This window comes from Streptomonospora alba, assembly GCF_000826685.1.
GTDB lineage: Bacteria > Actinomycetota > Actinomycetes > Streptosporangiales > Streptosporangiaceae > Streptomonospora > Streptomonospora alba.
The window spans coordinates 38,085-62,964 of the sequence record NZ_JROO01000044.1 but is presented as its reverse complement, the minus strand read 5'-3'; the positions used below and the strand labels follow the sequence as shown (position 1 = coordinate 62,964).

Annotated in this window: 20 protein-coding genes; 12 read left to right on the top strand and 8 right to left on the bottom strand. The window is 72.9% G+C overall.

The genetic code is table 11. The features are described 5' to 3' along the window. Nucleotides 1–314: 314 nt before the first annotated feature. From LP52_RS21530 to LP52_RS21520, 3 genes are all read right to left on the bottom strand, one after another. Entirely contained in the window at nt 315–1,007 is a 693-nt protein-coding gene (locus LP52_RS21530) for a hypothetical protein (protein WP_040276177.1), read from the bottom strand. A 133-nt stretch (nt 1,008–1,140) separates the two neighbouring features. Beyond that, complete coding sequence (locus tag LP52_RS21525; protein WP_052810114.1) at nt 1,141–1,797, bottom strand: hypothetical protein; 657 nt, start codon at nt 1,795–1,797, stop codon at nt 1,141–1,143. A gap of 159 nt (nt 1,798–1,956) precedes the next feature. Further along, on the bottom strand, nt 1,957–3,423 hold the full coding sequence (locus LP52_RS21520) for an LCP family protein (protein WP_084723397.1): 1,467 nt from the start codon (nt 3,421–3,423) through the stop codon (nt 1,957–1,959). 490 nt (nt 3,424–3,913) lie between these two features. Here LP52_RS21520 and LP52_RS21515 point away from each other — a divergent pair, with 490 nt between their 5' ends. Continuing rightward, entirely contained in the window at nt 3,914–4,918 is a 1,005-nt protein-coding gene (locus tag LP52_RS21515) for a glycosyltransferase family 2 protein (RefSeq protein ID WP_040276175.1), read from the top strand. 183 nt (nt 4,919–5,101) lie between these two features. On the opposite strand, the gene LP52_RS21510 is transcribed toward LP52_RS21515, so the two are convergent. Both LP52_RS21510 and LP52_RS21505 read right to left on the bottom strand, forming a co-directional pair. Then, nucleotides 5,102–5,887 carry a glycerophosphodiester phosphodiesterase gene (locus LP52_RS21510; RefSeq protein WP_040276174.1) on the bottom strand — a complete coding sequence of 262 codons (786 nt, stop codon included), beginning with the start codon at nt 5,885–5,887 and terminating at the stop codon, nt 5,102–5,104. Beyond that, entirely contained in the window at nt 5,884–6,699 is an 816-nt protein-coding gene (locus LP52_RS21505) for an IspD/TarI family cytidylyltransferase (RefSeq protein WP_052810113.1), read from the bottom strand. The genes LP52_RS21510 and LP52_RS21505 overlap by 4 nt, the downstream gene beginning before the upstream one ends. 192 nt (nt 6,700–6,891) lie before the next feature. Between LP52_RS21505 and LP52_RS21500 the strand changes: the two genes are divergently transcribed. The 8 genes from LP52_RS21500 (at nt 6,892) to LP52_RS21465 (ending at nt 14,191) form a co-directional block, all read left to right on the top strand. Further along, nucleotides 6,892–7,719, top strand: coding sequence for an ABC transporter permease (locus tag LP52_RS21500; protein WP_040276173.1), 828 nt, complete (start codon nt 6,892–6,894; stop codon nt 7,717–7,719). Continuing rightward, nucleotides 7,719–8,627 (top strand): ABC transporter ATP-binding protein, encoded by a 909-nt coding sequence (locus LP52_RS21495; RefSeq protein ID WP_040276172.1) that lies wholly within the window; start codon nt 7,719–7,721, stop codon nt 8,625–8,627. The genes LP52_RS21500 and LP52_RS21495 overlap by 1 nt, the downstream gene beginning before the upstream one ends. Before the next feature lie 296 nt (nt 8,628–8,923). Further along, entirely contained in the window at nt 8,924–9,835 is a 912-nt protein-coding gene (locus tag LP52_RS21490; protein ID WP_052810112.1) for a hypothetical protein, read from the top strand. Between the two features lie 3 nt (nt 9,836–9,838). Further along, the gene (locus tag LP52_RS21485; RefSeq protein ID WP_040276171.1) at nt 9,839–10,477 is read left to right on the top strand and encodes a DUF5941 domain-containing protein; all 639 of its coding nucleotides are present in this window, start codon (nt 9,839–9,841) and stop codon (nt 10,475–10,477) included. Between the two features lie 16 nt (nt 10,478–10,493). Then, a complete protein-coding gene (locus LP52_RS21480) occupies nt 10,494–11,225 on the top strand; it encodes a phosphocholine cytidylyltransferase family protein (protein WP_040276170.1) in 732 nt (243 codons plus the stop codon). A 5-nt stretch (nt 11,226–11,230) separates the two neighbouring features. Then, on the top strand, nt 11,231–12,280 hold the full coding sequence (locus LP52_RS21475; protein WP_040276169.1) for an iron-containing alcohol dehydrogenase family protein: 1,050 nt from the start codon (nt 11,231–11,233) through the stop codon (nt 12,278–12,280). Next, nucleotides 12,258–13,028 (top strand): CDP-alcohol phosphatidyltransferase family protein, encoded by a 771-nt coding sequence (locus LP52_RS21470; protein WP_040276168.1) that lies wholly within the window; start codon nt 12,258–12,260, stop codon nt 13,026–13,028. Before LP52_RS21475 ends, LP52_RS21470 begins: the two co-directional genes overlap by 23 nt. Before the next feature lie 332 nt (nt 13,029–13,360). Beyond that, complete coding sequence (locus tag LP52_RS21465) at nt 13,361–14,191, top strand: glycosyltransferase family 2 protein (RefSeq protein WP_238581042.1); 831 nt, start codon at nt 13,361–13,363, stop codon at nt 14,189–14,191. Nucleotides 14,192–14,218: 27 nt separating this feature from the next. On the opposite strand, the gene LP52_RS21460 is transcribed toward LP52_RS21465, so the two are convergent. The 3 genes from LP52_RS21460 to LP52_RS21450 all read right to left on the bottom strand — a co-directional run bounded on the left by LP52_RS21460 (nt 14,219) and on the right by LP52_RS21450 (nt 19,098). Then, nucleotides 14,219–15,433, bottom strand: a complete 1,215-nt coding sequence (locus LP52_RS21460; protein WP_084723396.1) for a glycosyltransferase family 4 protein — start codon at nt 15,431–15,433, stop codon at nt 14,219–14,221. Nucleotides 15,434–15,592: 159 nt separating this feature from the next. Then, on the bottom strand, nt 15,593–16,918 hold the full coding sequence (locus LP52_RS21455) for a nucleotide sugar dehydrogenase (protein ID WP_040276166.1): 1,326 nt from the start codon (nt 16,916–16,918) through the stop codon (nt 15,593–15,595). Between the two features lie 473 nt (nt 16,919–17,391). After that, entirely contained in the window at nt 17,392–19,098 is a 1,707-nt protein-coding gene (locus tag LP52_RS21450) for a glycosyltransferase family 4 protein (protein ID WP_238581038.1), read from the bottom strand. A gap of 206 nt (nt 19,099–19,304) precedes the next feature. Here LP52_RS21450 and wecB point away from each other — a divergent pair, with 206 nt between their 5' ends. From wecB to LP52_RS21435, 3 genes are all read left to right on the top strand, one after another. Then, a complete protein-coding gene (gene wecB / locus LP52_RS21445; RefSeq protein ID WP_040276216.1) occupies nt 19,305–20,411 on the top strand; it encodes a non-hydrolyzing UDP-N-acetylglucosamine 2-epimerase in 1,107 nt (368 codons plus the stop codon). Nucleotides 20,412–20,455: 44 nt separating this feature from the next. Then, nucleotides 20,456–22,225, top strand: a complete 1,770-nt coding sequence (locus tag LP52_RS21440; RefSeq protein WP_040276165.1) for a hypothetical protein — start codon at nt 20,456–20,458, stop codon at nt 22,223–22,225. Between the two features lie 310 nt (nt 22,226–22,535). After that, nucleotides 22,536–24,662, top strand: a complete 2,127-nt coding sequence (locus LP52_RS21435; protein WP_084723395.1) for a glycosyltransferase — start codon at nt 22,536–22,538, stop codon at nt 24,660–24,662. Nucleotides 24,663–24,880 lie beyond the last annotated feature (218 nt).

The following is a 24,880-nucleotide window of genomic DNA, read 5'->3' as shown; positions in this document are numbered from 1 at the left end:
CCGTGCGGTGTGGCCCACCGCGACTGCGCGGCCCCGGATTCGTTGTCGCGCGCGGCCGTGGGGGCGTCCGCGCGCACCTGTGGAGAGGTATTTCCGGATTCGTGTCCGGTTCAACGTCGATCCGGCCACCCGCAGCCGTCGTCCGGCCGCGGACGGGAGCGGCCGCCGAGGGTGGCACGGCTCGAATGCGATGGTGCGGCGACGGTGTAGCGGGATTCGAGCGGCCGCTCGGCCGCAAGATTACCCGTGTGTAAACAGTGCGGGCGCCGTGGCCCGCAGCGCGGTGCCCTGCAGGGCGGCGAAGCCGGGCGAACCTACGGGCCGGAGCCGCGGTCCGGCCACCGCGGCGGCGGCGTGTCGCCGTGCGGATCGTTCCAGCCCGCCGAACCCGCGGAGGGCGGCTGCCGGCCCTGCGGATCGGAGACGTGGTAGCGCGGCGGCATGCCGTCGGCGTCCCAGGACATCGTCCGAGTGGATTCGTCGGCCTCCGGCGGCGTGCCACCGGTTCCGGGACGCGCCGGGGGCGGGGCGTAGCCGCCGTAGGGGTCGTCGTCGTAGTCGAAGTCCTCCTCGCGCAGGCGGCGCCGCCAGCGCGAGGGCGCCAGCGCGGAGATGAACAGGGCCGCGCCGACCAGGGCGAGCACCGGCCCCCAGGAGAACCACGGCTGCTCCTCGGCCCACTCCACCGTCAGCAGGTCGGCCACCGCCGGAACCGGATGGGGCAGCTCCGCCGTCTCGATGAAACCTACGGCGCCGATGACCAGGCCGGGCAGCAGCGCCGCCAGCGGCGACAGGCGCGATCCCGTCAGCAGGCCCAGCAGCAGTCCCACCAAGGCCAGCACGGTCACCGGCACCAGCCATGACGGCCCCGGAACGACGGCGGCCGGGTCGTGGCCGAGGCCGGCCTCGGCGCTCCAGTGCGGAGCCCAGGCCAGTCCGGCCGCGAGAAGCGGGGTGGCCAGGATTCCGACGAGCAGGCCCAGGAAGTGGCGCAGGCCGTTGGACATGGCACAGACTCCTCAGCCGGGGACGCGCTGGACATCACACGCTAGCCGGGACTCCCCACCCGGTGCCAGAGGTGCCGCACGCTCGGCCGCATTCCGGTGCACACCGGACACGGGGCCACGTCCCCGGAGCCGGTCAGCTCCGTCCGCGCTGGAACTCCAGCGTGTCGCTTTCGGGCTCGGGCGAGCTCGCGTGCCAGCGCGGCCTGCCGATGCGCCGGCGGCGCATCGGCGTGGTGGTCTTGTCCGGATCGCCCTCCTGCGGCCCGCCGGAGCCGCCGGCCGCCGGGTCGGCCGGGCCGACCGGCTCGGGACCGTGTTCGGCGCGGGGGCCGGGTACACCCTTGGCCGGAGGCGGCGGCCCGGGGTCGCCCGGACGGGGCGCGTAGCGGGAGCGCCACCGCGAGGGCACCAGCCCGGAGATGAACAGCAGGGTGCCCAGCGGCAGCGCCAGTAGCAGCCCGGGGCCCAGCGGGTGGAGGATCGAGTCGTCGGGGACCCAGCCGGGCAGTACAGCGTCCACCGTGCCCGGGGCCATGACCGGCCACAGCGCATAGCTCAGCAGCAGGCCGCCGCCGACGAACGCCGCCAGCGGCGAGATGCGGGCGCCGGCGAGGAACCCGCAGGCGATGCCGACGGCCATCAGCACGCCCACGGCGGTCAGCGCCAGCGGTGCGAAGCCCTCGCCGCCGTCCACCGTGGTGGAGACCCGCTGGGCGGACCAGGCAAGGGCGGCCCACATCGCGGGGGCGATGACCAGACCCGTCAGCAGACCGATCAGGTGGCGCAGCATCGTGCCTCCTCAGCAGGTGGCCGTACCTTCCCGGTCCGGCGCCGGGGGACCCACGCTATCGCCCGTTTCCGCCCGGGGCCCCGCACGCTTGGGCGGAGCAGGGCCCCGTGGGCTCCCGGGGGGTCCCTTCCCTCTCGGGGGACGAGGGTCCGGGGCCGTTCAGCCCTCGCAGACCTTTTCCCGGGCGGAGGAGGCGTCTCCGTGCTCCTGGCCGCCGGACTGCCGCGGGGACGGGTCGGGGGCGGCCTGCTCCGTCTCGGGCGCCTTGACCTCGCGGTAGTTGAACCCGATCACCACCTGGATCTTGTCGCCGAGCTGCTCGTCCTCCTCCAGCGAGGAGCCCGGAACCGTCTCGGCCACCGCGGCGGCCTCCTCCTTGTTGCCCGGGCCGTGGCGCAGCACGGTCTCGGGCACCTCGGTGCTGGACCAGTTGCGCGCGGAGGAAGGCACCCGGAAGCCGGCGTCGCTGAAGGCGCGGTCCGCCTCGGCGCCGAGCCCGGGGATGCCGGTGCCGTTGAACACCTGCAGGCGGATGTCCGCGGGTTCGGGAGAGGAACCGGACGTCCCGGCCGCCGAGCCGCCGCTCTGGCCTTCCGCGCCGTCGAGGGGCTTGTCGGCGTTGATCCGGGCGAACATGTCCGCGGCGCGTCGGCGGTCCCAGGTCACCGCGACGTCGCCGTGCGGAGTCCAGAAGTCGGTCTGTTCGACGGGCACCGTGGTGAAGGTGACGTCGCCCAGCCCGATGCCGCGCAGCTGGCCGGCCAGCGTGTTGATGGCGCCGGTGTCCAGACCTTCGTCCACGGTGACCGAGTTGAGTGCCGTGTCGACGAAGTCGCCGAAGCGCTGGGGGTCCGACAGGGTGTCGGTGCTCAGCGCGGTCTCCAGCATGGCCGAGAGGACCTGCTGCTGGCGGTCGATGCGGTCGAGGTCGCCCCCCTCGGTGGCGCGTGTGCGTGCGAACGCCAGCGCCTCGGTGCCGTCCACCCGGTGCGTACCCGCGGCCATGTCCAGGTGCGCCTTTTCGTCGTCGATGGGCTGGGGCAGGCACACCTCGATGCCGCCGAGGGCGTCGACCATGTCCACGAATCCGGTGAAGTCGACCTCGACGTAGTGGTCGATGCGCACGTGGGTGGCCGACTCGACCGTCTCCACCGCCAGCGAAGGCCCTCCCAGCGAATAGGCGGCGTTGATCTTGTTCTCGCCGTGGCCGGGGACGTCGACCCACGAGTCGCGGGGGATGCCCACGACGGTGATGTGATCGCGGTCGTCGTTGAGGTGCACGAGCATCATCGTGTCCGAGCGCTTGCCCTCGGCCCGGCCCACGCCCAGCTCGTTCTGCTTCTCCCGCTCCATGCCGTCGCGCGTGTCCGACCCGATGATCAGGAAGTTCAGGGCGCCGTGTGCGCCGGCTTGCGGGCGGTCGCCGTCGACCATCTCGCCGAAGACGTCGAAGCGGTTGAGCTGCCCGGAGACCCAGCCGGTGAGCGACCACGCGGTGCCCGAGGCCAGCAGGATCAGAATCGACATGGTGCCGGCCATCAGCAGCGCCGCGCGCTTGCGCCGGACATGGCCGCTGGGCGGCGTGAAGCCGCGCCGGGGATCGGGCGGCGTGGGAGCCGAACGCATGCGGCGGAACTCGCCGCGTCCGGCTCGCTCTCCGCTGCGCCGGTCCTCGCCAGGGCGGTCGCTCACAGCACCCTCCGTCCGCTCGCCGCTCCGCGGTCCTGCGCGGGCGGAACGAGGTCGGCGGCGCGGCGAAGAGCGAGCTCTGCGCCCCGTCTCCCACGGCCCCGACGGAGCACGTGCATCGCGTGCCCCCGGCTCCGCGCGAATCCACCGGCCCTCACGTTCGCGCCTCTAGGTTGTCACCGAATCCACCCATCGGTCGCCCGATATCACCTCTCGGCGTGTTGCCCGCTTCCTGAGCGGGCGCATCGGCTGTTCGGCCGCTCGCCTTGGTGGGACGCGCGCGGCGGGCGCGCGGTTCAGTCCGGTGCGGACTGCGGAGGGGGCGTGTGCGCCGTGGCCGGGCGTCGTCGAAGAGTGCAGTACCGTATCGACTGCGAAGCCGCGACCCGGCCTCGCGCTCCCTGTAGCCCGACCGTTGGAATCGCCCGTGACCTGGCCGGCCGTATCCGTCGTCATGCCCGTGCTCAACGAAGAGCGCCACCTGGCGTCCGCAGTTCGCCACGTCCTCGCCCAGGATTACCCGGGCGAGCTGGAGATCGTGCTGGCGGTGGGCCCCTCCACCGACCGCACCCGCGAGGTCGCCGCCGAGATCGCGGCCGCGGACGCGCGGGTCAAGGTCGTCGACAACCCGACGGGCCGCACCCCCGCGGGCCTCAACGCCGCGATCGACGCGTCCTCGCACGGAATCGTCGCGCGTATCGACGGGCACTCGATGATGCCCTCCGACTACCTCGCCGTCGCCGTGCGCACCATCGAGGAGACCGGTGCGGACAACGTCGGCGGCATCATGGCCGCAGAGGGCGAGACCCCTTGGGAGAAGGCGGTCGCGGCCGCCATGACCTCCAGGATCGGCGTGGGCAACGCCCGCTTCCACACCGGCGGCTCCGGAGGTCCGGCCGACACCGTCTACCTGGGGGTCTTCCGCCGTTCGGCGCTGGAGCGCGTGGGCGGCTACGACGTGGCGTTCCTGCGCGCCCAGGACTGGGAGATGAACCACCGCATCCGCACCAGCGGCGGCACGGTCTGGTTCGAACCCAGGATGCGGGTCTCCTACCGCCCGCGGCCCAGTGTGCGCGCGCTGGCCAAGCAGTACTTCAACTACGGGCGCTGGCGCCATGTGGTCTCCCGCCAGCACAAGGGCACCATCAGCCTGCGCTACCTCGCCGCTCCCACGGCCGTCTGCGGGATCGTGCTCGGACTGGCGGGCGGTTTCGTGTTCTGGCCCGCCTGGCTCGTTCCCGGCACGTACGCGGCGGCGATCATCGCCGCCTCGGTCCCGCTCGGCCGCGGACTGCCCGCCAAGGCCCGCCTGAGCATCCCGGCCGCCCTGGCCACCATGCACATGGCCTGGGGCGTGGGCTTCCTCACCAGCCCGCCCAGCCTCGGGGCCGACTCCCGTGTCGCCCGCGCGAACCGCGAACAGCACGCCTGACCTCGGATCAGCGGTACGCCGAGACGAGGACGGCGGTGTCCCTCCCGTGCCGTGTGAGGACGACTCTTCCGTGTGTTCTCTCTACGTCGTCGAGCGGTTCGCGGACCGTCGGTTCCGGGCTTGGGCGAAAGGCGGTGTCGTCATAGCTGCAGCCGGACGAACCGCCTCGAAGCAGGTGCGGATTCAGCGCCTGGCGTCGGCCTTCAACGCGGCGACCACTCCGGGGACGTCGTCGGCGACGACCGCGTCCACCCCCGCGTCGGCGAACCGGGCCGCATCGACGGGGTCGGGGCACCAGGTGACGATTTCCAGCCCCGCGCGGTGGGCGACGCCGACCGTATAGGCGACCTCGCGGCGGCCCGGTCGCGCGGGTTCGCCCGCGAGGCCGAAGGAGCGGGCGTCGATCGCCACCAGCGCACAGCCCAACCCCGCCGCGCCCGCCACCGCCTGGTCCAGGGGATTGCGCACGAACGGCATCCACGCCAGCGGAATCTCCGGTGCCCCCTCGCGTACGGCCAGCAGCACGGCGGGGTCGAACGAGCAGACGAACACGCGCTCGCAGCCGGCGGCGGCGCGGCGGCGCTCGGCCTCGCGGCGCAGGGCGGGCAGCAGCAGCGCCGTGGTGCGCCGCTCGGGCGGATCGACCGCGTCCTCCATCACCGACTTCACATCGACGTCCACCCCCGCGCAGAGGGGGATGGCCGCGAACGCCTCGTCCAGACGCAGCAGTCCCGCTTCGCGGCACGCCTCCACCGGGAGGTCGGCGATCGGCCGACCGTCCGGCAAGGCCTCGTCGTGGTGGATCACCAGCGCGTCGTCGGCGGTGCGCCGCACGTCGATCTCGACCCAGTGCGCTCCGGCCCCGATCGCGGCCAGGTAGGACTCGGCGGAGTTCTCCCGGTAGCCCGACGCCGTGCCGCGCCCCGCCCCGCGGTGCCCGATGACCTCGGGTGCGCTGAACACCGTCACCCGCGGGCCTCCTGCCGCCGCGCCCGGGCCGCGGACGGAGCGGCGGCAGTGCCGCCGCGCACGCGCATCAGGGTCTCGGCGATCTCGACGTCGCCGGGATTGGTGACCTTGATGTTGGACTCGTCGCCGGCGACGATGCGCACCTCCTCGCCGGGCAGGTAGCGCAGCACCACGCCGCAGTCGTCGGTGGCCACCAGATCGGGATCGGCAAGCGCCAGGCGGTAGGCGCGGCGCACGACCTCCAGCCGGAACCCCTGCGGCGTCTGCATCCGGCGCAGCGAGGAGCGGGGCGGGACGTCGCGCAGGACCTCGGCGCCGCCGGACGTCGGGGCGATCTCCACAACCGTGTCGCCTGCGGGCACGGCCACGCCCGCGGCCCCGGCCTCGGCCAGGGCGTCCACGCACGCGCTGATGATCTCCGGGGTCACCAGCGGACGGGCGGCGTCGTGCAGGAGCACCAGGTCCTCGTCGCCGCGGTGATCCAACGCGCGCAGCGCCGCGGCCGAGGTCTCGGTGCGGTTCTCCCCGCCCGGCAGGACGGCCGAGACGCGGTCCGGGAACGCACGAGCGACGATCTCCTCGGCCTCGTCCAGATGCTCGGGCACCATCAGCACGATGACGTCGTCGACCTCGGGCGCGGCGCAGAACGCGGCCAGGGCGTGCTCCAGCACCGGGCGGCCCGCAAGCGGCAGCAACTGCTTGGGGGAGGGCCCGCCCATGCGTGCGCCGACGCCGCCCGCCAGCACCGCCGCCGTGACGTGGGGGCGCGCACCCGTCTGCGAATGCGCGGGCGTGGCGGAGTCCACCTGCATCGTCGTCCTTTCCCGCTGCGGCCGAGGGCCTGTGTCGGGCTCGTCCGGCGAGCCCTGCATCGCAGCCGAGATTAGCCCACCGGCGCGGGGCGGCCGGTGCCGTCGCGCGCCGCTGAGCCGGGCGCCCCGCCGGTAGGCTGGGCCGCCGCCGCGCCGCCGGATCGGCGACGGCGGCATCGGGGAGGGGGTTCGGTGGCGTCACGGGCGTTGGCCGTCTGGCACAGCCGGCGGGTCGTCGGCCTCCTCGTGCGGCGGGACCTGAAGGTCAAGTACCAGGGTTCGCTGCTGGGATACGCCTGGTCGATGCTGGAGCCGCTGGCGATGGCGGGGGTCTACTTCTTCGTCTTCGGCCTCGTATTCGACACGAACCGCGGTGTTCCCGGAGGCGGCGACGCGCCCGGCGGTTACCTGCTGTTTCTGATCTCGGGTCTGCTGCCGTGGCTGTGGTTCGCCCAGTCGCTGAACCAGGCGCCCAACGCGATCATCAGCCACAGCAAGCTCATCACCACGATGCGCATGCCGCGGGAGATCTTCCCCGTGCAGGCGGCCGCCGCCAAGTTCGCCGACTACCTGTTCACGTGGCCGGTGCTGCTCGCCTTCGTCTTCGCGCTGGGCGGGCGCACCAGCGCTCAGGGGATTCTGGTGTGGCTGCCGCTGGCGATCACCGTGCAGCTGGTGTTCTCGCTGGGGATGACACTGCTGCTGGCGACGGTGAACGTGCTCGTGCGCGACGTCGAACGGATGGTGCGCATCCTCAACCGGGTGCTGTTCTACGCGTCGGCCATCATCATCCCCTCGGGCCTGGTGCTGGAGTCCGACCGCTTCCCCACCTGGTTCACGACGCTTTTCCAGTTCAACCCGCTGCTGGGCCTCTTCAAGATGCACCACGCCGTCTGGTATCCGGCCGACGCTCCCGGCGCCCTGGTCCTGTCGACGAGCATCGGGGGAGCGATCCTCGTCCTGGTGGTCGGGTACGCGACGTTCCGGCGTCTGGAGGCCTCGGTGCTGAAGGAGCTGTGATGACCGAGCCCGTCATCGAGGCCGAGGGCCTCGGTATCCGGTTCTCCGCGAACCGCAGGCGCAGGCGCGGCCTGCGCGAGCTGCTGCTGGGCGCCGGGCGCGGCCCGGGTGCGGAGGGAGCCTTCTGGCCGGTGCGCGATGTCTCCTTCCGGATCCGTCGGGGCGAGTGCGTGGGCATCGTCGGTAAGAACGGAACCGGCAAGTCCACCCTGCTCAAGCTGATCGCGGGGGTCCTCATCCCCGATGAGGGCAGGGTGGCGGTCCGCGGCAGGGTCGCTCCGCTGCTGGAGCTGCGGGCCGGGTTCAACGGCCGGCTCACCGGGCGGGAGAACATCTACCTCGTCGGCTCCCTGCACGGAATGAGCCGGCAGGACATCGACGAGCGCTTCGACGAGATCGTCGACTTCGCCGACCTGCGCGAGAGCTACATCGACATGCCGGTACGCCACTACTCCAGCGGCATGAAGGTCCGGCTCGGTTTCGCCCTCGTCGCCCAGCTGGAGCACCCCGTGCTGCTCGTCGACGAGGTGCTGGCAGTCGGCGACCAGGAGTTCCGGGAGAAGTGCTACGGCACCGTCGAGCGGATGCTGGCCGACGGCAGGACGATGGTCCTGGTCTCGCACAGTGAGGCCGACCTGCGGCGCTTCTGCACCCGCGGGCTGTACCTGAGGGACGGGGGCCTGGCTCTGGACACCGGCATCGACACAGCGCTGCGGGCCTACGAGCAGGATCGCGCCGCCGAGGAGCAGGAGCGCGGCGAGCCGTCGGAGCCGGGCGGGACGGCCGCCGGCGGGGCCGACCGGCGGGCCCGCCGGCTCGGGGGTCCCGAGAGCGCCGACGCTCCCGCCGCGGAGCGGGGCGGCGACCGCGGGCGCCGGGAACCGGGGGACGGCGGCCGGGCGGCCTGAGCGCGCCCCGGCGAGAGGGCCGCCAGGGCCCCGTCGTCCGCGGCGACCCGTATCACGCGGTTCGCCGGCTCCCCGGATTTCCCGTCCTCCCCGGCTTTTTGGACTTTCCGCTCTTACCGCGCGTCCGGTGTGCCGGTGGTTGCCATGCGTACCCCCGCGGGTACACGGTGAGTTCGAGGCCGCGTGGGAGGGGCACTGCCGTGTCAGACGTCGACGCTCACTCCGGCCGCGGAGGCAGCAGGCGCACCGGACCCCTCGGCGGTCGGTCGCGCCGGGGACGGGTCAGCCCGTCGGCCATGTCGCGGATCGGGCTCGTACTGGCCGTCGCGGCGGCCGTGTGGTTCACCGAGGGCGGACTTCGCGGCGCCGTCGTCGGCTCGCTCCTGCTCGGAGCCGTCCTCGTCACCGATCCGGTGGCCGACCGGCTGCGCGGCGGGCGCCGGGACCGCCTGGACGTGTGGCTGGCGCTGGTGCTGGGGCGCCTGCGCGAGTACGTCGTCTACGTCGGGCTCGCGGTCGGGGGCACGGCCGCCGGCGTGCCCGACGCGTGGGCCTGGGCGGCGGGCGCGCTCATCGCCCTCGCGCTGCGGGACTCCGTGGCGGCCGCGCGTAGGGCCGACGTCGGCCGGCCCGAGTGGACACCCGAGTCCGGGCTGCCCCGGCCCATCGAGGCGGTCGACCCCAGTCGGCGCCCGGACGACAGCGCTCCCGGGGACGCGTCGCTGACGGCCGAGCTCCTCGGGGCCCCGGAACAGTCCGCGGACGCCACTGCCGACACCGTCGCGGACGGCGACGGCGACGGCGACGCCTCCGACGGGGACGCCTCCGGCGGCGCCGCATCCGCCGCTCCCGGCGACGGCCTGCTCTTCGGGATCCGCACGGTTCCCAAGGGCGCACCTTGGCCGGGCTGGTCCGAGGGCCGCGCCGACGCTCTGGGTGCGGCGTCCTCCGCCGACGACCGCGAAACCCCGGGCGGCCCCGCGCTCCCGTCCGACACCGCCGACACCGGCACGGGACCTCCCGTGCCCGGGCCGCGGCCGAGCTTCCGCACGTGGCTCGCCGCCTTCCCCCAAGCCGCGCGCTTCGGCGTAGTGGCCCTGACGATAACGATTTGGGACGCCCGAGTGACGTTCGTCGCACTGATCGTGGGGTGCGTCCTCGCTGTCACCGCCGAACTCACCGGCCGCCCCGACGACACCACGAGGTGAGCCATGGGCGCTTCCCCACCGCCCGATGTCGGCGTGGACCTGCGCTATCTCCGTGACGACGGGCATCTGAGCACGGCCATGGGCCGGCTCGCCGCCGGCGGGCTCCCGCCGCTGCTGCCCACCCTGGCCGGGGCCCTGGTGGCCGGAGCACTGATGGCGACGGGCCTCAACCATCTCGCAGGCATTACCCTGTTCGCACCGGTGGCCGCGCTACTGCTCTCCGGAGTCGCCTCGGGGCACCCTCACAGCGGACGGTTCGACCGGCTGGTCCCGCCCCTCCTGCGCGTGACGGAGTACCTTTATGTCCTGGCGCTCGGCTACGGGTCCGGCGTCGGCGGCCCGCTGGTCTTCGTACTCTTGGCTGCGGTCGCGCTGCACCACGCCGACGCGGTGCACCGCACCCGCACCGGTCTGCGCCCGCCCGCCTGGGTCATGCGGGCGATGCTCGGATGGGACGGGCGGATGCTGGTCCTGGCCGCCGGCGGGGCACTGGGCTGGCTGCCGTTCACCTACGGTGTACTGACGGGTTACCTTGCGGTGCTGCTCGTCTGGGAGGCCACGACGAGCTGGCTCGCTGCCCCGATCGCGGAAGCACGGGCTCCGCGCAACGAGTCGGGAGGCGTGGACGCCTCCACGATGTAAGGAGGAACACGCCTACATGCTCGGTATGGTTCTTGCCGCAGGAGCGGGCCGCCGACTGCGCCCCTACACCGACACCCTGCCCAAGGCACTGGTGCCGGTCGATGGTGAGACCACCATCATGGACATCTCGCTGCGCAACCTCGCCGCCGCGGGCCTGACCGACGTGGTCGTGGTCGTCGGCTACCGCGCTGAGGCCGTCGAGCAGCGAAAGCAGGAGATGGAGCGCCGCCACGGCGTCTCACTCACCCTCGCCTACAACGACAAGGCCGAGGAGTGGAACAACGCCTACTCCTTGTGGACCGCGCGCGAGTACTTCTCCGAAGGCGTCCTCCTCGTCAACGGCGACACCGTCCATCCGGTCAGCGTGGAAGAGACGCTACTCGCCGCGCGAGGACCGGAACTGCTCCTGGCGGTGGACAGCGCCAAAACTCTGGCCGACGAGGAGATGAAGGTGACCCTGGACGGCTCCGGTCACCTCAGCCGCATCACCAAGCTCATAGACCCCGCCGAGGCCGCCGGCGAGTACATCGGCGCCACCCTCATCGAGGGCTCGCTGTCGGACCGGATCGCCGACGCGCTCAGGGCCACGTGGGAGCGCGACCCCCAGCTCTACTACGAGGACGGTTTCCAGGAGCTGGTCGACCGCGGAGGCAAGGTCGCCGTCGCGCCGATCGGCGAGGTCGACTGGGTCGAGGTCGACGACCACGACGATCTGAACCGCGCCAGGGAGATCGCATGCCACTACTAGCCCGCATGATCAATGCGCCGCTGGCGATCGACGTCCGCCAGGGCGCCATCGCCTCGCTGGGATCCGTGCTGGCCGACCGCCGCATCGCCAACGAGGGCCGCATCGCCGTGGCCGTCGGCCCCGGACAGGGTTCCCAGATCGCCGCCGAGCTCGACCTGCCGCACTGCGAGGTCTTCAAGGTCGAGGGCGGCAGCGTCGACGTGGGCACCGAGCTGGGCAAGAAGCTGCGCTCGGGCGCCTACGAGGCCGTTGCCGGAATCGGCGGCGGCAAGACCATCGACGTCACCAAGTTCGCCGCCTCCATGGCCGGAATCCCCATGGTCGCCGTGGCCACCAACCTCTCCCACGACGGCATCGCCTCGCCGGTCAGCTCCCTGGAGCACGAGAGCGGCAAGGGCTCCTACGGCGTCACCATGCCGGTCGCGGTCGTGGTCGACGTCGACTACGTGCGCGCCGCCCCGCCGCGCCTGGTGCGCTCGGGTGTGGGCGACGTGGTCAGCAACCTGTCGGCCATCGCCGACTGGGAACTGGCCGGCCGCGAGCAGGGCGAGCCCGTCGACGGCATGGCGGTCACCTTCGCCCGCACCGCGGCCGAGGCGATCGTCAACCGGGGCGACACCGTCGACTCCCAGGACTTCCTGACCGCGCTGGCCGAGGCGCTCGTGCTCTCCGGCATGGCGATGTCGGTGGCAGGCTCCAGCCGCCCTGCCAGCGGCGCGTGCCACGAGGTACTGCACGCCGTCGACCAGCTCTACCCGGGCACCAGCAACCACGGAGAGCTGGCCGGAATCGGCGCCCTCTACGCCTACTTCCTGCGGAGCCGGTACCAGGGGTTCGGCGAGGCGCGCATGAACGAGATCCGCGCCTGCCTCCTTCGCCACGGCCTTCCCACCCTGCCCGGCGACGTCGGCCTGGACGAGGAGCAGTTCGCGCGAGCGGTGGCCCACGCCCCCGCCACCCGGCCGGGACGCTACACCGTGCTGGAGCACCTGGCCCTTTCGGACGACGACATCAGGCGGAGCGTGGCGGAATATGTCCAAGCCATCGATCGCTGAGATCCGCTCGGGCGGTCAGCCCGAGGGCATCAAGCAGCGGCTGAACGAGGAGCACTGGGCGGGTCGGCTCTACATGCGCGACCTGTCGCCCTATCTCAGCACGGTCTTCGTGCGGTTGGGCGTGCCGCCCAACCCCATCACCTACCTGATGATGGGATCGGGAGTGCTGGCCGGCGGCGTCCTGGCGCTGGGAGGATTCTGGTCGGCCGCGGCGGCGGTCGTCCTGGTGCAGCTCTACCTGCTGCTGGACTGCTCCGACGGCGAGGTCGCCCGCTTCACCGGGCGCACCAGCGTCGCCGGGATCTTCCTGGACCGGATCGGCCACTACCTCGCCGAGGTCGCCCTGCTCATCGGGCTCGGCGTGCGAGCCCAGGGCGGGCTCGACGCCGGCGGGTGGGTGATCGCCGGCATGGCCGCCGCGCTCGGCGCCGCCCTGATCAAGGCCGAGACCGACAACGTGGTCGTGGCCCGCGCCAAGGCCGGGCTCTCGGAGAAGATCGCCGACGACCAGCTCCAGCCCCGCTCGCCGCGGCTGGGTCTGGCCCGCAAGGCCGCCTCGGCGCTGCGGTTCCACCGCATCATCCAGGCCGTCGAGCTTTCGCTGCTGGCGCTGGGTACCGCGGTGATCGACCTGGCGCGCGGCGACCTGATGGCGACCCGGGTGCTGGTGGTGGTGTGCGTCGCGGTCGCCGCGGTGCAGACGATCCTGCACATGGTCAGCGTGCTGGCATCGCGGCGGTTGGAGTAGACCGACCGCGAGCGGGGGTGCCCGGTGCCGCACCGCCGGGCACCCGGCGGCCCTGCTGGTGAGCAGGTCGGCGACCGTAGTGATTTATCATTCCGTTATACCTGATGTGCAACGCTCATCATCCGTCCACCATGCGTCCACGTTTACGAACGGTACCCATGACCAGTCCAGGCCTGCCGAGCGAAACCGACCCTGCAGCGTCCGACCCGCCCGCCGCAGCACCGCAGCGCAGCGCGGACCGTGGAGCCTCGTCGTCGCGTACGGTTGACGACGGGAAAGCGGTCGGGTGCGGAGGTGAGCTGGCCTTGAAGACCTCCTGCGTCATCCTGACGATGGGGACTCGGCCGGCCGAGCTGCGCCGTGCGGTCACCAGCGTTCTGGAGCAGGAGGGCGCGGACCTGGAGCTGATCGTGGTCAGCAACGGCGCCGAGCTGCCCGAGCTGCCCGACGGCGTCATCACGGTCCGCCTGCCCGAGAACATCGGTATCCCCGAGGGGCGCAACGAGGGCGTCAAAGCGGCCAGCGGCGACATCATCCTGTTCCTCGACGACGACGGCTGGTACCGCTCGCGCGACCTCGTCCACCACGTCAGCCGCCGCTTCGCCGCCGACCCGCGACTGGGCATCCTCACCTTCCGCATCGTCGACCCCGACGGCGGCCCCGACCTGCGCCGCTACGTCCCGCGCCTGCGCGTGGGGGACCCGCTGCGCTCCAGTCGTGTCACCACGTTCCTGGGCGGTGCCGCCGCGGTGCGCCGCGCCGCCTTCGACACGGCCGGCGGGCTGCCGGGCGGGTTCTTCTACGCTCACGAGGAAAGCGACCTGGCCTGGCGCGTGCTGGACGTCGGCTATCACATCGAGTACGACGCCGAGGCGGTGATGTACCACCCCTCGACCCACCCCAGCCGGCACGAGGACTTCTACCGGCTCAACGCGCGCAACCGGGTGTGGCTGGCGCGGCGGAACCTTCCCTGGACGCTGGCACTGGCCCACCTGGCCGTATGGGTCGGCATCACCGTGCTGCGGGAGCGCTCGCTGCCCGAGCTGCGGGCGTGGTTCCGCGGGTTCCGCGAGGGCTGGCGCAGCGACTGCGGCCCGCGCAGGCCCATGCGCTGGTCCACGGTCTGGCGCATGACCGTGGACGGGCGCCCGCCCGTGGTCTGACTCCGCGGTCTGGGCCGTGCCCGCGACTCACAGCGGCATCCGCCTGGCGGGCTCGGCGCCGGCGCCGTGGTTGTGCAGTGCCGCCGGCGCGACCTCCCTCTCGTGCGCGTCGCCGACCGGAGTGGAGGACTGCAGCGGCAGCCGGGGGCCCCTTTCGACGCCGGCCCACTCCTCCAGTTGGCGCACGAACGGATCGGCCTGCAGCGGCCAATGGAAGGCGGAGCGGGCGATGGAGTGCCCGGCGGCGGAGAAGCGCTCGCGCAGCATGGCGTCCGAGCGCAGCTGCAGCACCGCATCGGCGGCCGCCGATGCGTCGCCGAAGGGCACCACGGTGCCGCAGTCGCCCTCGGGGCGACCGTTGACCAGCGAGACCGCCGCCGGATTGGGAGTGCTGACCACGGGCAGGCCGTGAGCCATGTACTCGACCACCTTGGTCGGCAGCGAGCTGCGGTAGTTCGGGGTGTCCTGCAGGAGGCAGACGCCCGCCAGCGCACCGGAGATCATGCGCAGGGCCTGGTCGTTGGGCACGAAGCCGTACCACTCCACGGCCTCCTCGCGGTGGGCGTCGCGCAGCATCGGCCGGATGCCGGGGTCGGCCGCGCCGATGATCTCGACCCGAACGCCGTGCGGGCGCAGCAGCCGGCCCATCTCCACCAGCTCGCCGGCGCCGCGCGCGGCCGAGAGGTGGCCCAGGTAGACCACCCGGTCCGTGCCCGGGCTGCGCTCGGGCCGCTCCGGCACATAGGTGGTGTTGGGTACGACGGGGTGGTCCAGGGCGAAGCGCTCGCGGTAACCCTCCTCGGCCAGCAGCAGGTGCATCCGCTGCTCGGCGCGCCGCTCCATGCCGCGCACGACAGGACCCAGCGGGCGCCGCAAGGGCCGGGGCAGCCACGGCTTGGTCAGCAGCGCCGCCGCCGCGTCCTCGTGGACGTCCCACACTGTGGCCGGGCGGGTGCGCGGTAGGGCGAGCAGGAGTTCGGGGTCGTGCAGGAGCAGGACGTCGGACTGCGGTGCCAGGCGCGCCAGGACGGCGCGGGCCGCGCGAAGCGAGGCCGTGCGGCGCCGGCCCGACGCGCGCGGAACGTTCACCGGGGCGAGTTCCTGCCACGGTGTGACACCGCAGTCGGCGAAGGGCGCCACGTAGGTGACGCGGTGGCCGGCGTCGAGCAGCGCGCGGATCTGGCGGTGCAGGATGCGCGCGTCTTCGGGATGGTGCACCACGGTCGCCACGAGAACGTGCATGTGCGAGTTCACCACTTCCGAACGCCGATTCCCGGCGCTTTGCGGTCGGAGCCGTTCTGCTCTGTCGCTCATGCTAGGGAGCCGGGGGAACAGCAGGTGAAAACCGGGGTTACGCCGGGAGGTTCACCTGGTGAAGGCCCCGTGGGCTCCGCGGCTGCCTCAAAGGACCACCGCCCCTTCGCGTTCGATCGGAGCCGTGGTGTGGCCGTCCTCGTGCACCGCGCCCGCGGGCAGGCGCCGCAGTACGCCCCGGGTGTCCAGCAGCAGGCGGGCGTGCTCGGTCAGCAGCTTGGGCGTGTAGACGCTGTGGTCGGTGAGCAGGATGGTGAGATCGGCCTCGGCCATCGCCTGCTCCAGGTCGGTCGCGCGCGGGAGCGGCTCGCCGTTGAGGCGCCACTCCTCGACGTGGGGGTCGTGGTAGGTCAGGGTCGCGCCCTTCTCGGCGAGCTTGCGGGCGACGGGACTGGCCGGCGACTCGCGCTGGTCGGCGATGTCGGACTTGTAGGTCACCCCGAGCAGCAGGACCCGCGAGCGCGAAAGCGCCAGGCCGGCGTCGTTGAGCAGCTCCAAGGAGCGCTGCAGGACGTAGCTGGGCATGCGGGCGTTGATCTCCTGGGCCAGCTCCACGAACCGGAACGGATAGCCCAGGGTCTTGACCTTGTACGACAGGTAGTTCGGGTCGATGGGGATGCAGTGGCCGCCCACGCCGGGGCCCGGGTAGAAGGCCTGGAAGCCGAACGGCTTGGTGGCGGCGCAGGAGATCGCGTCCCACAGGTCCACGCCCAGCTCCTGGCAGAAGATCGCCATCTCGTTGACCAGGGCGATGTTGACGTGGCGGTAGGTGTTCTCCAGCAGCTTGGCCATCTCGGCCTCGCGGGTGCCGCGCGCCTGGACGACGGTGTCGATGAAGCGGCGGTAGAAGGCGGCGGCGGTCTCGCCGCACTGCTCGGTCATGCCCCCGACCACCTTCGGCGTGTTGGCCACCCCGAAGGTGGGGTTGCCGGGGTCGATGCGCTCGGGCGAGAAGGCCAGGTGGAAGTCGGAGCCGGCGACCAGCCCGGACTCCTCCAGCAGCGGTCGCAGCACCTCCTGGGTGGTCCCCGGGTAGGTGGTCGACTCCAGGACCACCAGGGTTCCGGGGGCCAGGTATCCGGCGATGGACCGGCCGGCGGCGGTCACGGCGCCGAGGTCGGGGCCGCCCTCCGCGGAGAGGGGCGTGGGGACGCAGATGACGACGTTGCGGGCGCCCGCCACCACCGAGGGATCGGTGGTGGCGGTGAAGCCGCGTTCGAGCATGGCGGCGATGTCGGCGTCGCCGAGGTCGTCGATGTGGGAGCGCCCCTCGTTGAGACCCGCGGTCACCGCGGGACCGGCGTCCAGCCCGGTGACGGTGAGTCCGGCGCACGCGGCCTGGTGCGCCAGTGGCAGGCCGACGTAGCCCAGGCCGACGACGACCAGATCCGATGTTGGGGTTGCGACGTCCACTGAGGGTCACCCTCGCCTTCGTTTGCGTGGTTGGAGCACCGGGGTGCGGCTTACCGCCATGGCTGCCTTACCGAGACGAGGACGCGTAGGTGCGGCCGCCCGTTGGCATCTTTTCGAAAGACGGCCCAAATCGGTCATCTCCGCGGATCCCTCCAGCGGATTCTCCGAGCCGGTGTGCGGCGCATGCCGGGTGTAGTCCAGGTTCGCGGGCCTCTGCACAGGGCAAAGGCCTCCGTTTCCCCTGGTTTCCGACTGTAGGGCAGCGCACCGGCCGTGCCACACGGAAACTCCCACGTGTGGGGAGGAATTTACGAGTACGCCACCCGGGATTTCGTGTTTGTCCTTCTTGGGACAGAAACGGCGTTGAATTGTATGAAACGGACGAGAAGCCGGGGGTGCTACGCGAATGATCACGTTTCGCAGCGCCGCCGGTCGCGGGCGCCGGCGGGACCGAATGGGTCGGCGCGGCGCGGTCAGGCCCGCAGCGACGTGTAGGCCTCGATGTAGCGGTGCGCGGCCGCCTTCCACGTACGGTCGCGGCCCACGCGCTCACCCGCCGCCCGGCCGTAGGCGCGGCGCGTCTCCGGGGCGGCCGCCAGCTTCTCCAGGCAGTCGGCCAGCTCGCCCGGGCTCTGGGGCCGGACCAGCTCGCCGGTGGCGCCCGGCTCGACGATCTCGCGCAGCGCCTCCAGGTCGGAGGCCACCACCGGCAGTCCGCCGGCCATCGCCTCCACCGGCTTCAGCGGCGTCACCAGGCGGCTGACGCGCTCGTCGCGCCGGGGAACGGCGAACACGTCCAGCGCTGCGTGGTGGCGGCGGACCTCGTCGGCCGCCACCCGACCGGGGAAGTGGGCCGCCCGGCCCAGCCCTGCCGCAGCGGCGCGCTCGCGCAGAGCCTCCAGTTCCGGGCCGTCGCCCACGATCAGCGCATGGGCCGCGACCCCGCGGCGGCGCAGCTCGGCCACGGCGTCGATCAGCGTGTCCAGGCCCTCGTAGCCGTAGCAGCTGGTCGTGGTGCCCACCACGAAGGCGTCCTCCCCGGCGCCCAGCTCGCGACGCAGGCCGGCGCCGTCGGGCAGCGGCTCCAGGAACGACTCGTCCACCGCGTTGGGCACGGTGATCACGCGGTCGGGATCGACGCCCCGGCCAACGATCTCGGCGCGCATGGTCTCGCCCAGCGTGACGACCAGGTCGGCGGCGTGCATGCAGGCGGTCTCGCGGGCACGCTCGGCGGCGTAGAAGGCGTCGTCGGTGCTGCGCGACGGGTCGCGCGAGAGCCAGGACTCCTCCAGGAACCCGCGTACCTCGTAGACCACCGGCAGCGACAGCCGCCGCCCCAGCTCCAGCGCGAGGCGGGCGTTGCCGTGGTTGCTGGCCGCGTGCAGCACGTCGGGGCGCAGCCGCCGCGCCAGCGGCAGCGACCGCCGCAGACCCGCCCGCAGCTCCGCGGCCTCGTCGGCCGGTGCAAGCCACGGCAGCAGCCGGTGGTAGCAGACGCCGTCCACGTCCACCCTGGCGCGGGTGTCGGGGATTCCCTTGGTCAGCGGATAGCCCGCTCGGGTCACCACGTGGGGGTCGAGGCCGGCGGCCCGCTGGCCCTGGGCGATGCGGTGGGTCCGCTGGGTGTAGCCGGCGTTGGTGTGCGGCAGGGCGTTGGTGACCAGGTGAAGCACACGGCGGACGGCGCCGGGTGATCCCCGATCGTTCATCGTGTCGTGGTGTGGCGTTCTCCCCCTCGGAGCTACCGTGAGGTCGGGCCACCGGCCCGAGGGCGCTTCGCGGACCGCGCGGCCCGTCGTCAGCGCCGACCGGTGGGCCAGCGCGCTGCGCAGCCGGCCGTGGGGAAGCGCGGCGATGAGCTCCTCGGCGAGGCCGGGCTGCTCGACCGCCAACGCGAAGGCGGCAAGACGGGCGAGGCGACGGGGGGAGGCTCCATGGGCGGCCCCGCGGACGGCGTCGAGCGACTCCGCTCGGTGGCCCGCGTCCCACAGGGCGTAGGCCCGAGGGAACGCACCACTACGGCCGAGTACAGTTCGAGCGCCGTTGCGCGCGCGCCGCGGCAGCAGCCGCAGGCCCAGCAGCGGCAGCCGGGCGGGCTCGCGCCTGAGGTGCCTCCAGGTCAGGCTCGCGGTGAAGGTGGCCGCTTTGAGGAAATTGCGCACGGTGGAGTATCCAACCACGTCGAAGTGATCCGCCGGTGACGTCTGGGCGTCCAACAGAGGCGGTCCCGGGGATCCGAAACGAAGGGAACACGATGTCGTCAGCACCGGCCGCCCGTTCCGGCGGTGACAGAGCCGACCGGCCCGCCGATGGCACGGAGGCTCCTGGGCACGCGGCCGAGGCGGTGCGTTCCGCTTCCGGCGGTGGTCCGGGCTCCGCTGAGATCGTGCACATCGTCGGCGCGCGGCCGAACTTCGTCAAGGCCGCGCCGGTCGTGTCGGCGCTGGAGGCCCGCGGGCTGCGCCAGTCGGTCGTGCACACCGGCCAGCACTACGACGACCGCATGTCGGCGGTCTTCTTCCGCGAGCTGGGGCTGCCCCGGCCCGACGTCGACCTCGGTGTGGGGTCGGGATCGCACGCCGAGCAGACCGCGGCGCTGATGACCGGGCTGGAGCGGGAGTTCATCGAGCGTTCACCGGCTCTCGTGGTGGTCTACGGCGACGTCAACTCCACGCTGGCCGCCGGGATCGTAGCGGCCAAGCTGCACATCCCGGTCGCCCACGTCGAGGCCGGTCTGCGCTCCTTCGACTGGTCGATGCCCGAGGAGGTCAACCGCCGGCTCACCGACCAGCTCGCCGACCTGTGCTTCGCGACCAGCCCCGAGGCGATCGGCCACCTCGCCGCCGAGGGGGTCGCGGTCGACCGGGTGCACCTGGTCGGCAACCCGATGATCGACACGCTGCTGGCACGGCTCGACCGCTTCGACACCGCCGCTCTGCGCGAGCGCCTGGAGCTGCCCGACTCCTACGTCGCCGCCACCCTGCACCGCCCTGCCAACGTCGACGACCCCGAGACCGTCGCGCGCCTGGTGGCGCGCCTGCACGAGGTCGCCGACCAGATCGACGTCGTGATGCCCGTCCACCCGCGCGGCCGCGCGTCGCTGACGGCCGCCGGCCTGGCCGATCATCCGCGAATGCACATGCTGGAGCCGCTGGGCTACATTGACTTCGTGGCGCTGGTGCGCGGCGCGACCGCCGTGGTCACCGACTCCGGCGGAGTCCAGGAGGAGACCACCATCCTGGGCGTGCCCTGCCTGACCCTTCGCCCCAACACCGAACGGCCCATCACCATCACCCACGGCAGCAACCGGCTCGTCACCGACTCCGAACTGCCCGGCCTGGTCTCCAAGATCCTGGCCGGCGAGGGCATCGACACCGCGGCCCTCGCCGACGTCCCCCCGCTGTGGGACGGCAACGCCGGCGAGCGCATCGCGACAGTCCTCGCCGACTGGACGTCCGGTGCGCCGGCGCCCGGCCGGAATCGCAGTGCCTGAGCCCGTGCCCCACCGGATCCGCACCCCAAGGCAGGAAGTATCCCGTGAAACGGCGTGAACTGAGCCACACCGAACAGCTGAGACAAGCCCTGTCCGAGCGGGAGGCCCAGCTCCAGGAGGCCAAGGCGCGGCTGGCGGCAGTGGAAGGCTCGACCTCGCTGCAGGTGGGCCGCGCCCTGACCGCGGCGGCCAAGCGGCCCGGGCGCGGCCTGGTACGGCTGCCGCGCGACCTGTTCCGGCTCTGGCGCAGGGCCGGCCGGACCCAGCCCGCCACCGGGAGGGGCCGCAAGACCCAGCCGGTGCGCTCCTTCGACGCCGAGCGCGAAGAGGCCCGGCTGCTTTCCGGCGGCGTGGGCGTGCGCGACAGCCGGCTTGTGGTCGCCGGGATCCTCGCCCCCGAGGTCCACGCGGCACTGGCCCCGTATGTGCGCGTCGTGCCGCTGCGGCCCCAGGACGCCCAGGCGGCCTTCGAGTCCGTCGACGTCGACGTCGTGTGCGTGTCCGCCTCGGCCGCGGCCCCCGGCTCGCTGTGGGCCCATGCCGGCGACCCCGCCGTAAGCGACCGTACTCGGGTGCTCAACTGGGTGATCGAGTCGGCCTCGGCGCGCGGCGTGCCCACCGTCCTGATCGCCGACGCCCCCGCCCCGCCCGGGCTGGCGGCCCTGGAGTTCGACCACGTCCACCGCGGCGACACCGGTGTTCCGCTGCACCGCTTCAACCCCGTGGCAGCCGAACCCGAGCGCGACCCCGAACCCGCCTACGTTCCCTCGCCCGCCCCGGCCGGGGTCGTGGCCGACCGGCTGGTCGAGCGGCTGGCCGAGGACGGCATGCGCCGCTTGGCCGGCGTGCGCGAGGATCCGGAGGAGCTGCCTGCCCGGCTGCGCGCATCCTCCGGAGTGGTCGTCGACGATACCGCGCTGGCCGACAGGGCTCTGGCCTGCGGCGCCCGGGCCCTGCTGCTGGGCGGCGGGTCGCGCGGCGAATCCGACGAGCGCGACGCGGCGGTGCGCACGGTCGCCGCCGACGTGCGGGCCCTGCGCTCCAGCGCCGCGATCGAGGAGCTGGCCCGGCTGCGCGAGGCGGGCCCGCTGACCTCCGAAGAGCTGCGCCTGGTGCTGCGCTCGGTGTTCCTCACCGACGCCACCCCGGTGCGCCTCGCCGAGATCTTCGGCCGACTCGGGTTCGCACCCGGCTCGGGCAGCCCGTCGCTGCCGCTGAAGAGCCGCCAGACCGCGTTGCTGGCCCTGCCCGGCGACGACGCCGAAAGCCTCGCCCTGGCCGGCGACGTGCTGCAGCAGTCCTATGCCCCCGACGAGGTCGTGGTGCCCGAAAGCGCGGTGCACCTGGCCGGGATCGAGCGGCTGCGCTCGCACGGAGTCCCCGTGCGTACGGCCGCCGGCGCGGCGCCCGAGGGAGCTCCGCAGCCCGAGGACTGGGCGCGCCTCGCCCGCGCCGCCGCCGCGCCGTGGGCGGCGCTGTGGAGCGGCCCTCGCGGCGAGCACTTCCTCGCCGACCTGCTGTGCGCCGCGGAGTGCTCCGGTGCCGACGCGGTGGGGCCGGCCGTGCCCGACGGACACTCGCAGCGGCGGCCGATCGGGGACTCGGCCGATGCGGTCGGCCACGCGGCGGCCGAGCAGGAGTATGTTTTCGTCGGTTCCATCGTGCCGGAGCTGGCCCGCCGCGAACTCCTCTGCCGGGCGCTGCAGCCGGGCGTGTGGAACAGGCACGGTGCGCGGCTGCTGGCGCTGGGGCCGCTGCTGGGAACCGGCGAGTCCCGTTCCGAGCGGGCCCGGACCACACCCGGCACCGGCTGATGCCCCGCACCGCCCCCGAGCACACCGCTGTCAGCACGATCCGAACAGGCCGGCCGCCGACCGCGCTCCGCGCCGGCCGAGCGGGCCGGACCGGCGTCCACACGGGCGCGGCCCGGAGGATCGGAACGAAGGGAAGTACGTGACCAACCATCCGCGCGAACGCGATCCCGCGAGCGGAGGCGGCGACGTTCCGGGCTCACGGACCGGCGCCGCCGGCGCGGGGAGCGGGCGTACCCGCAGCCTGCGCGCCCTCGTCTACGGCGACGTCGACCTGAACATCATCGACGGCTCGGCGATCTGGGCGCAGTCGATGACGCAGGGCCTGGCCGCCGCCGGGTGCGAGGCCACACTGCTGCTCAAGGCACCGGTGACCACCGACCGGCTGATCGCGCCGCTGGCGGACGCGCCGGGCGTGACCGTCCGCCGGCCGCACGAGGAAGGCCTGGTGCCCGAAGCGGGGGAGCGAGGCCTGACCCCCGACCAGGCGGTCGAGCTGATCACCCGGTTGGACGCCGAGCACGGGTACGACCTCGTCGTCGTCCGCGGTAGCCGACTGGCCGTCGCCGCCGCCCAGAGCGAGCAGCTGACCGGGCGGCTGTGGACCTACCTCACCGACGTGCCGCAGAGCGTCGCCGGCATGACCGCGACCGCGGTCTCGGAGATCTCCGACATCGCCGTGGCTTCGCGGTTGCTGCTGTGCCAGACCGAGGAGCTGCGCGGGTTCCTGGAGTCCTCCGTGCCCGCCGCCTGCGGCAAGAGCGTCCTGTTCCCGCCCGTGGTGGTCACACCGGAGGACGTCGAGGGCACGGGTGAACCCCACCAGCCGCTCAAGCTCGTCTACACCGGCAAGTTCGCCCCGCGCTGGAACACGCTGGAGATGACGGAGCTGCCCGCCGCCCTGGCGCGCCGCGGCGTGCCCGCCGAGCTGCACATGATCGGCGACAAGGTGCACCGCGACTCGCCGGAGTGGGCTCGCTCCATGAGCCGGGCGCTGGAGAGCACCGACGGCCTGACCTGGCACGGCGGCAAACCGCGAGCCGAGGCGCTGCGGCTTTCGGCCCAGTGCGACGTCGGGTTGTCCTGGCGCGCCCCCGAGATGGACGCCAGCCTGGAACTGTCGACCAAGGTCCTGGAGCTGGGGGCGCTGGGGCTGCCCGTTGTGGTCAACCGCACCCCGATGCACGAGCGGCTGCTGGGCGCCGACTACCCGCTCTTCGCCGGCGAGGACGCCGACTCGGTCGCCGACGCGCTGACCCTGGCCGCCGACCCCGAGCTGTACGGGGAGGCGGCCGAGCGCTGCCGCGCCGCGGCCGCCGACTTCAGTCTGGAGCGCGCCGCCGAGCGGTTGCGCGGCTACCTGGAGCTGGCCTGCCCGCAGGCGCCCGCGGGGACCGACCCGCAGCGGCCGATCAAGGTGGTCATCGCCGGGCACGACCTGAAGTTCTTCACCCGGCTCTCCGAGTTCCTGACCTCACTGCCCGGCCTGGACGTGCGTGTGGACCAGTGGGAGTCGCTGCGCAACCACGACCAGTACCGCAGCAGGGAGCTGGCCGCCTGGGCCGACGTGGTCATCTGCGAGTGGTGCGGCCCCAACGCCCTGTTCTACGCCGAGCACAAGAGGGCGGACCAGCGGCTGGTGGTGCGCCTGCACCGCTTCGAGCTCTACGCGGAGTGGCCCCGCAAGCTCGACATCGACAAGGTCGACGCGGTGGTGTGCGTCAGCCCCTACTACGCGTCGCTGACCCGCGAACTCGCCGGATGGCCCGCCGACAAGGTCGTCGTGCTGCCCAACTGGGTCGACGTCGACCAGCTCGACCGGCCCAAGCTGTCCGGAGCCGAGTTCACGCTCGGCATGGTCGGCATCGCGCCCTCGCGCAAGCGGCTGGACCGCGGTATCGAGGTGCTGGGTGCGCTGCGTCGGCGCGACCCCCGCTACACGCTCGCGGTCAAGACCAAGCAGCCCTGGGACTACTGGTGGGTGTGGAACCGGCCGGAGGAGCGCGAGTACTACGAGCGCACCTACCGCACGATCCAGCGCGACCCGCTGCTGGCCGAGGGCGTGGTCTTCGACCCGTTCGGCCCCGACGTGGCCACGTGGTTGCGCCGGGTCGGGTTCATGCTCTCCACCAGCGACGACGAGAGCTTCCACCTGGCCCCGGCCGAATGCGCGGCCTCGGGCGGGGTTCCGGCGGTGCTGACCTGGCCGGGCGCCGACACCATCTACTCCGGGCGCTGGCTGCACGACAGCCCGGCCGAGATGGCCGAGGCGATCCACGCCGTCGTCTCCGAGGGCCGCTTCGACGCCGCGCGCATGGCCGCCAAGGCCGAGATCACGCAGAACTACTCGCTGCACCGCGTCTGCGAGATGTGGACCGACCTGATCGTCCACGGCAAGGTCCCCGCCGCCGAGGATTCGGCGGGAGCCGCAACCGCCTGAGGACGGACCGCTCCGCCGCCCGCCGACGGCGGGCGGCGGATCCGCGGCGGCAGGTCCGCGGCGCCGGGTCCTGCTGAGCGGGCGACGAGGTTTCGGCGAGCGGCGCTTCGTGAAGAGGCGCGTCCACAGGCCGACGGGCCTCTCGGGAACGCGCCGGGCGCGCCCTCGCCGCTCGGCTGCAGACAGGGTCACAGCGCTTCGCGCTACACGGGCCCCGT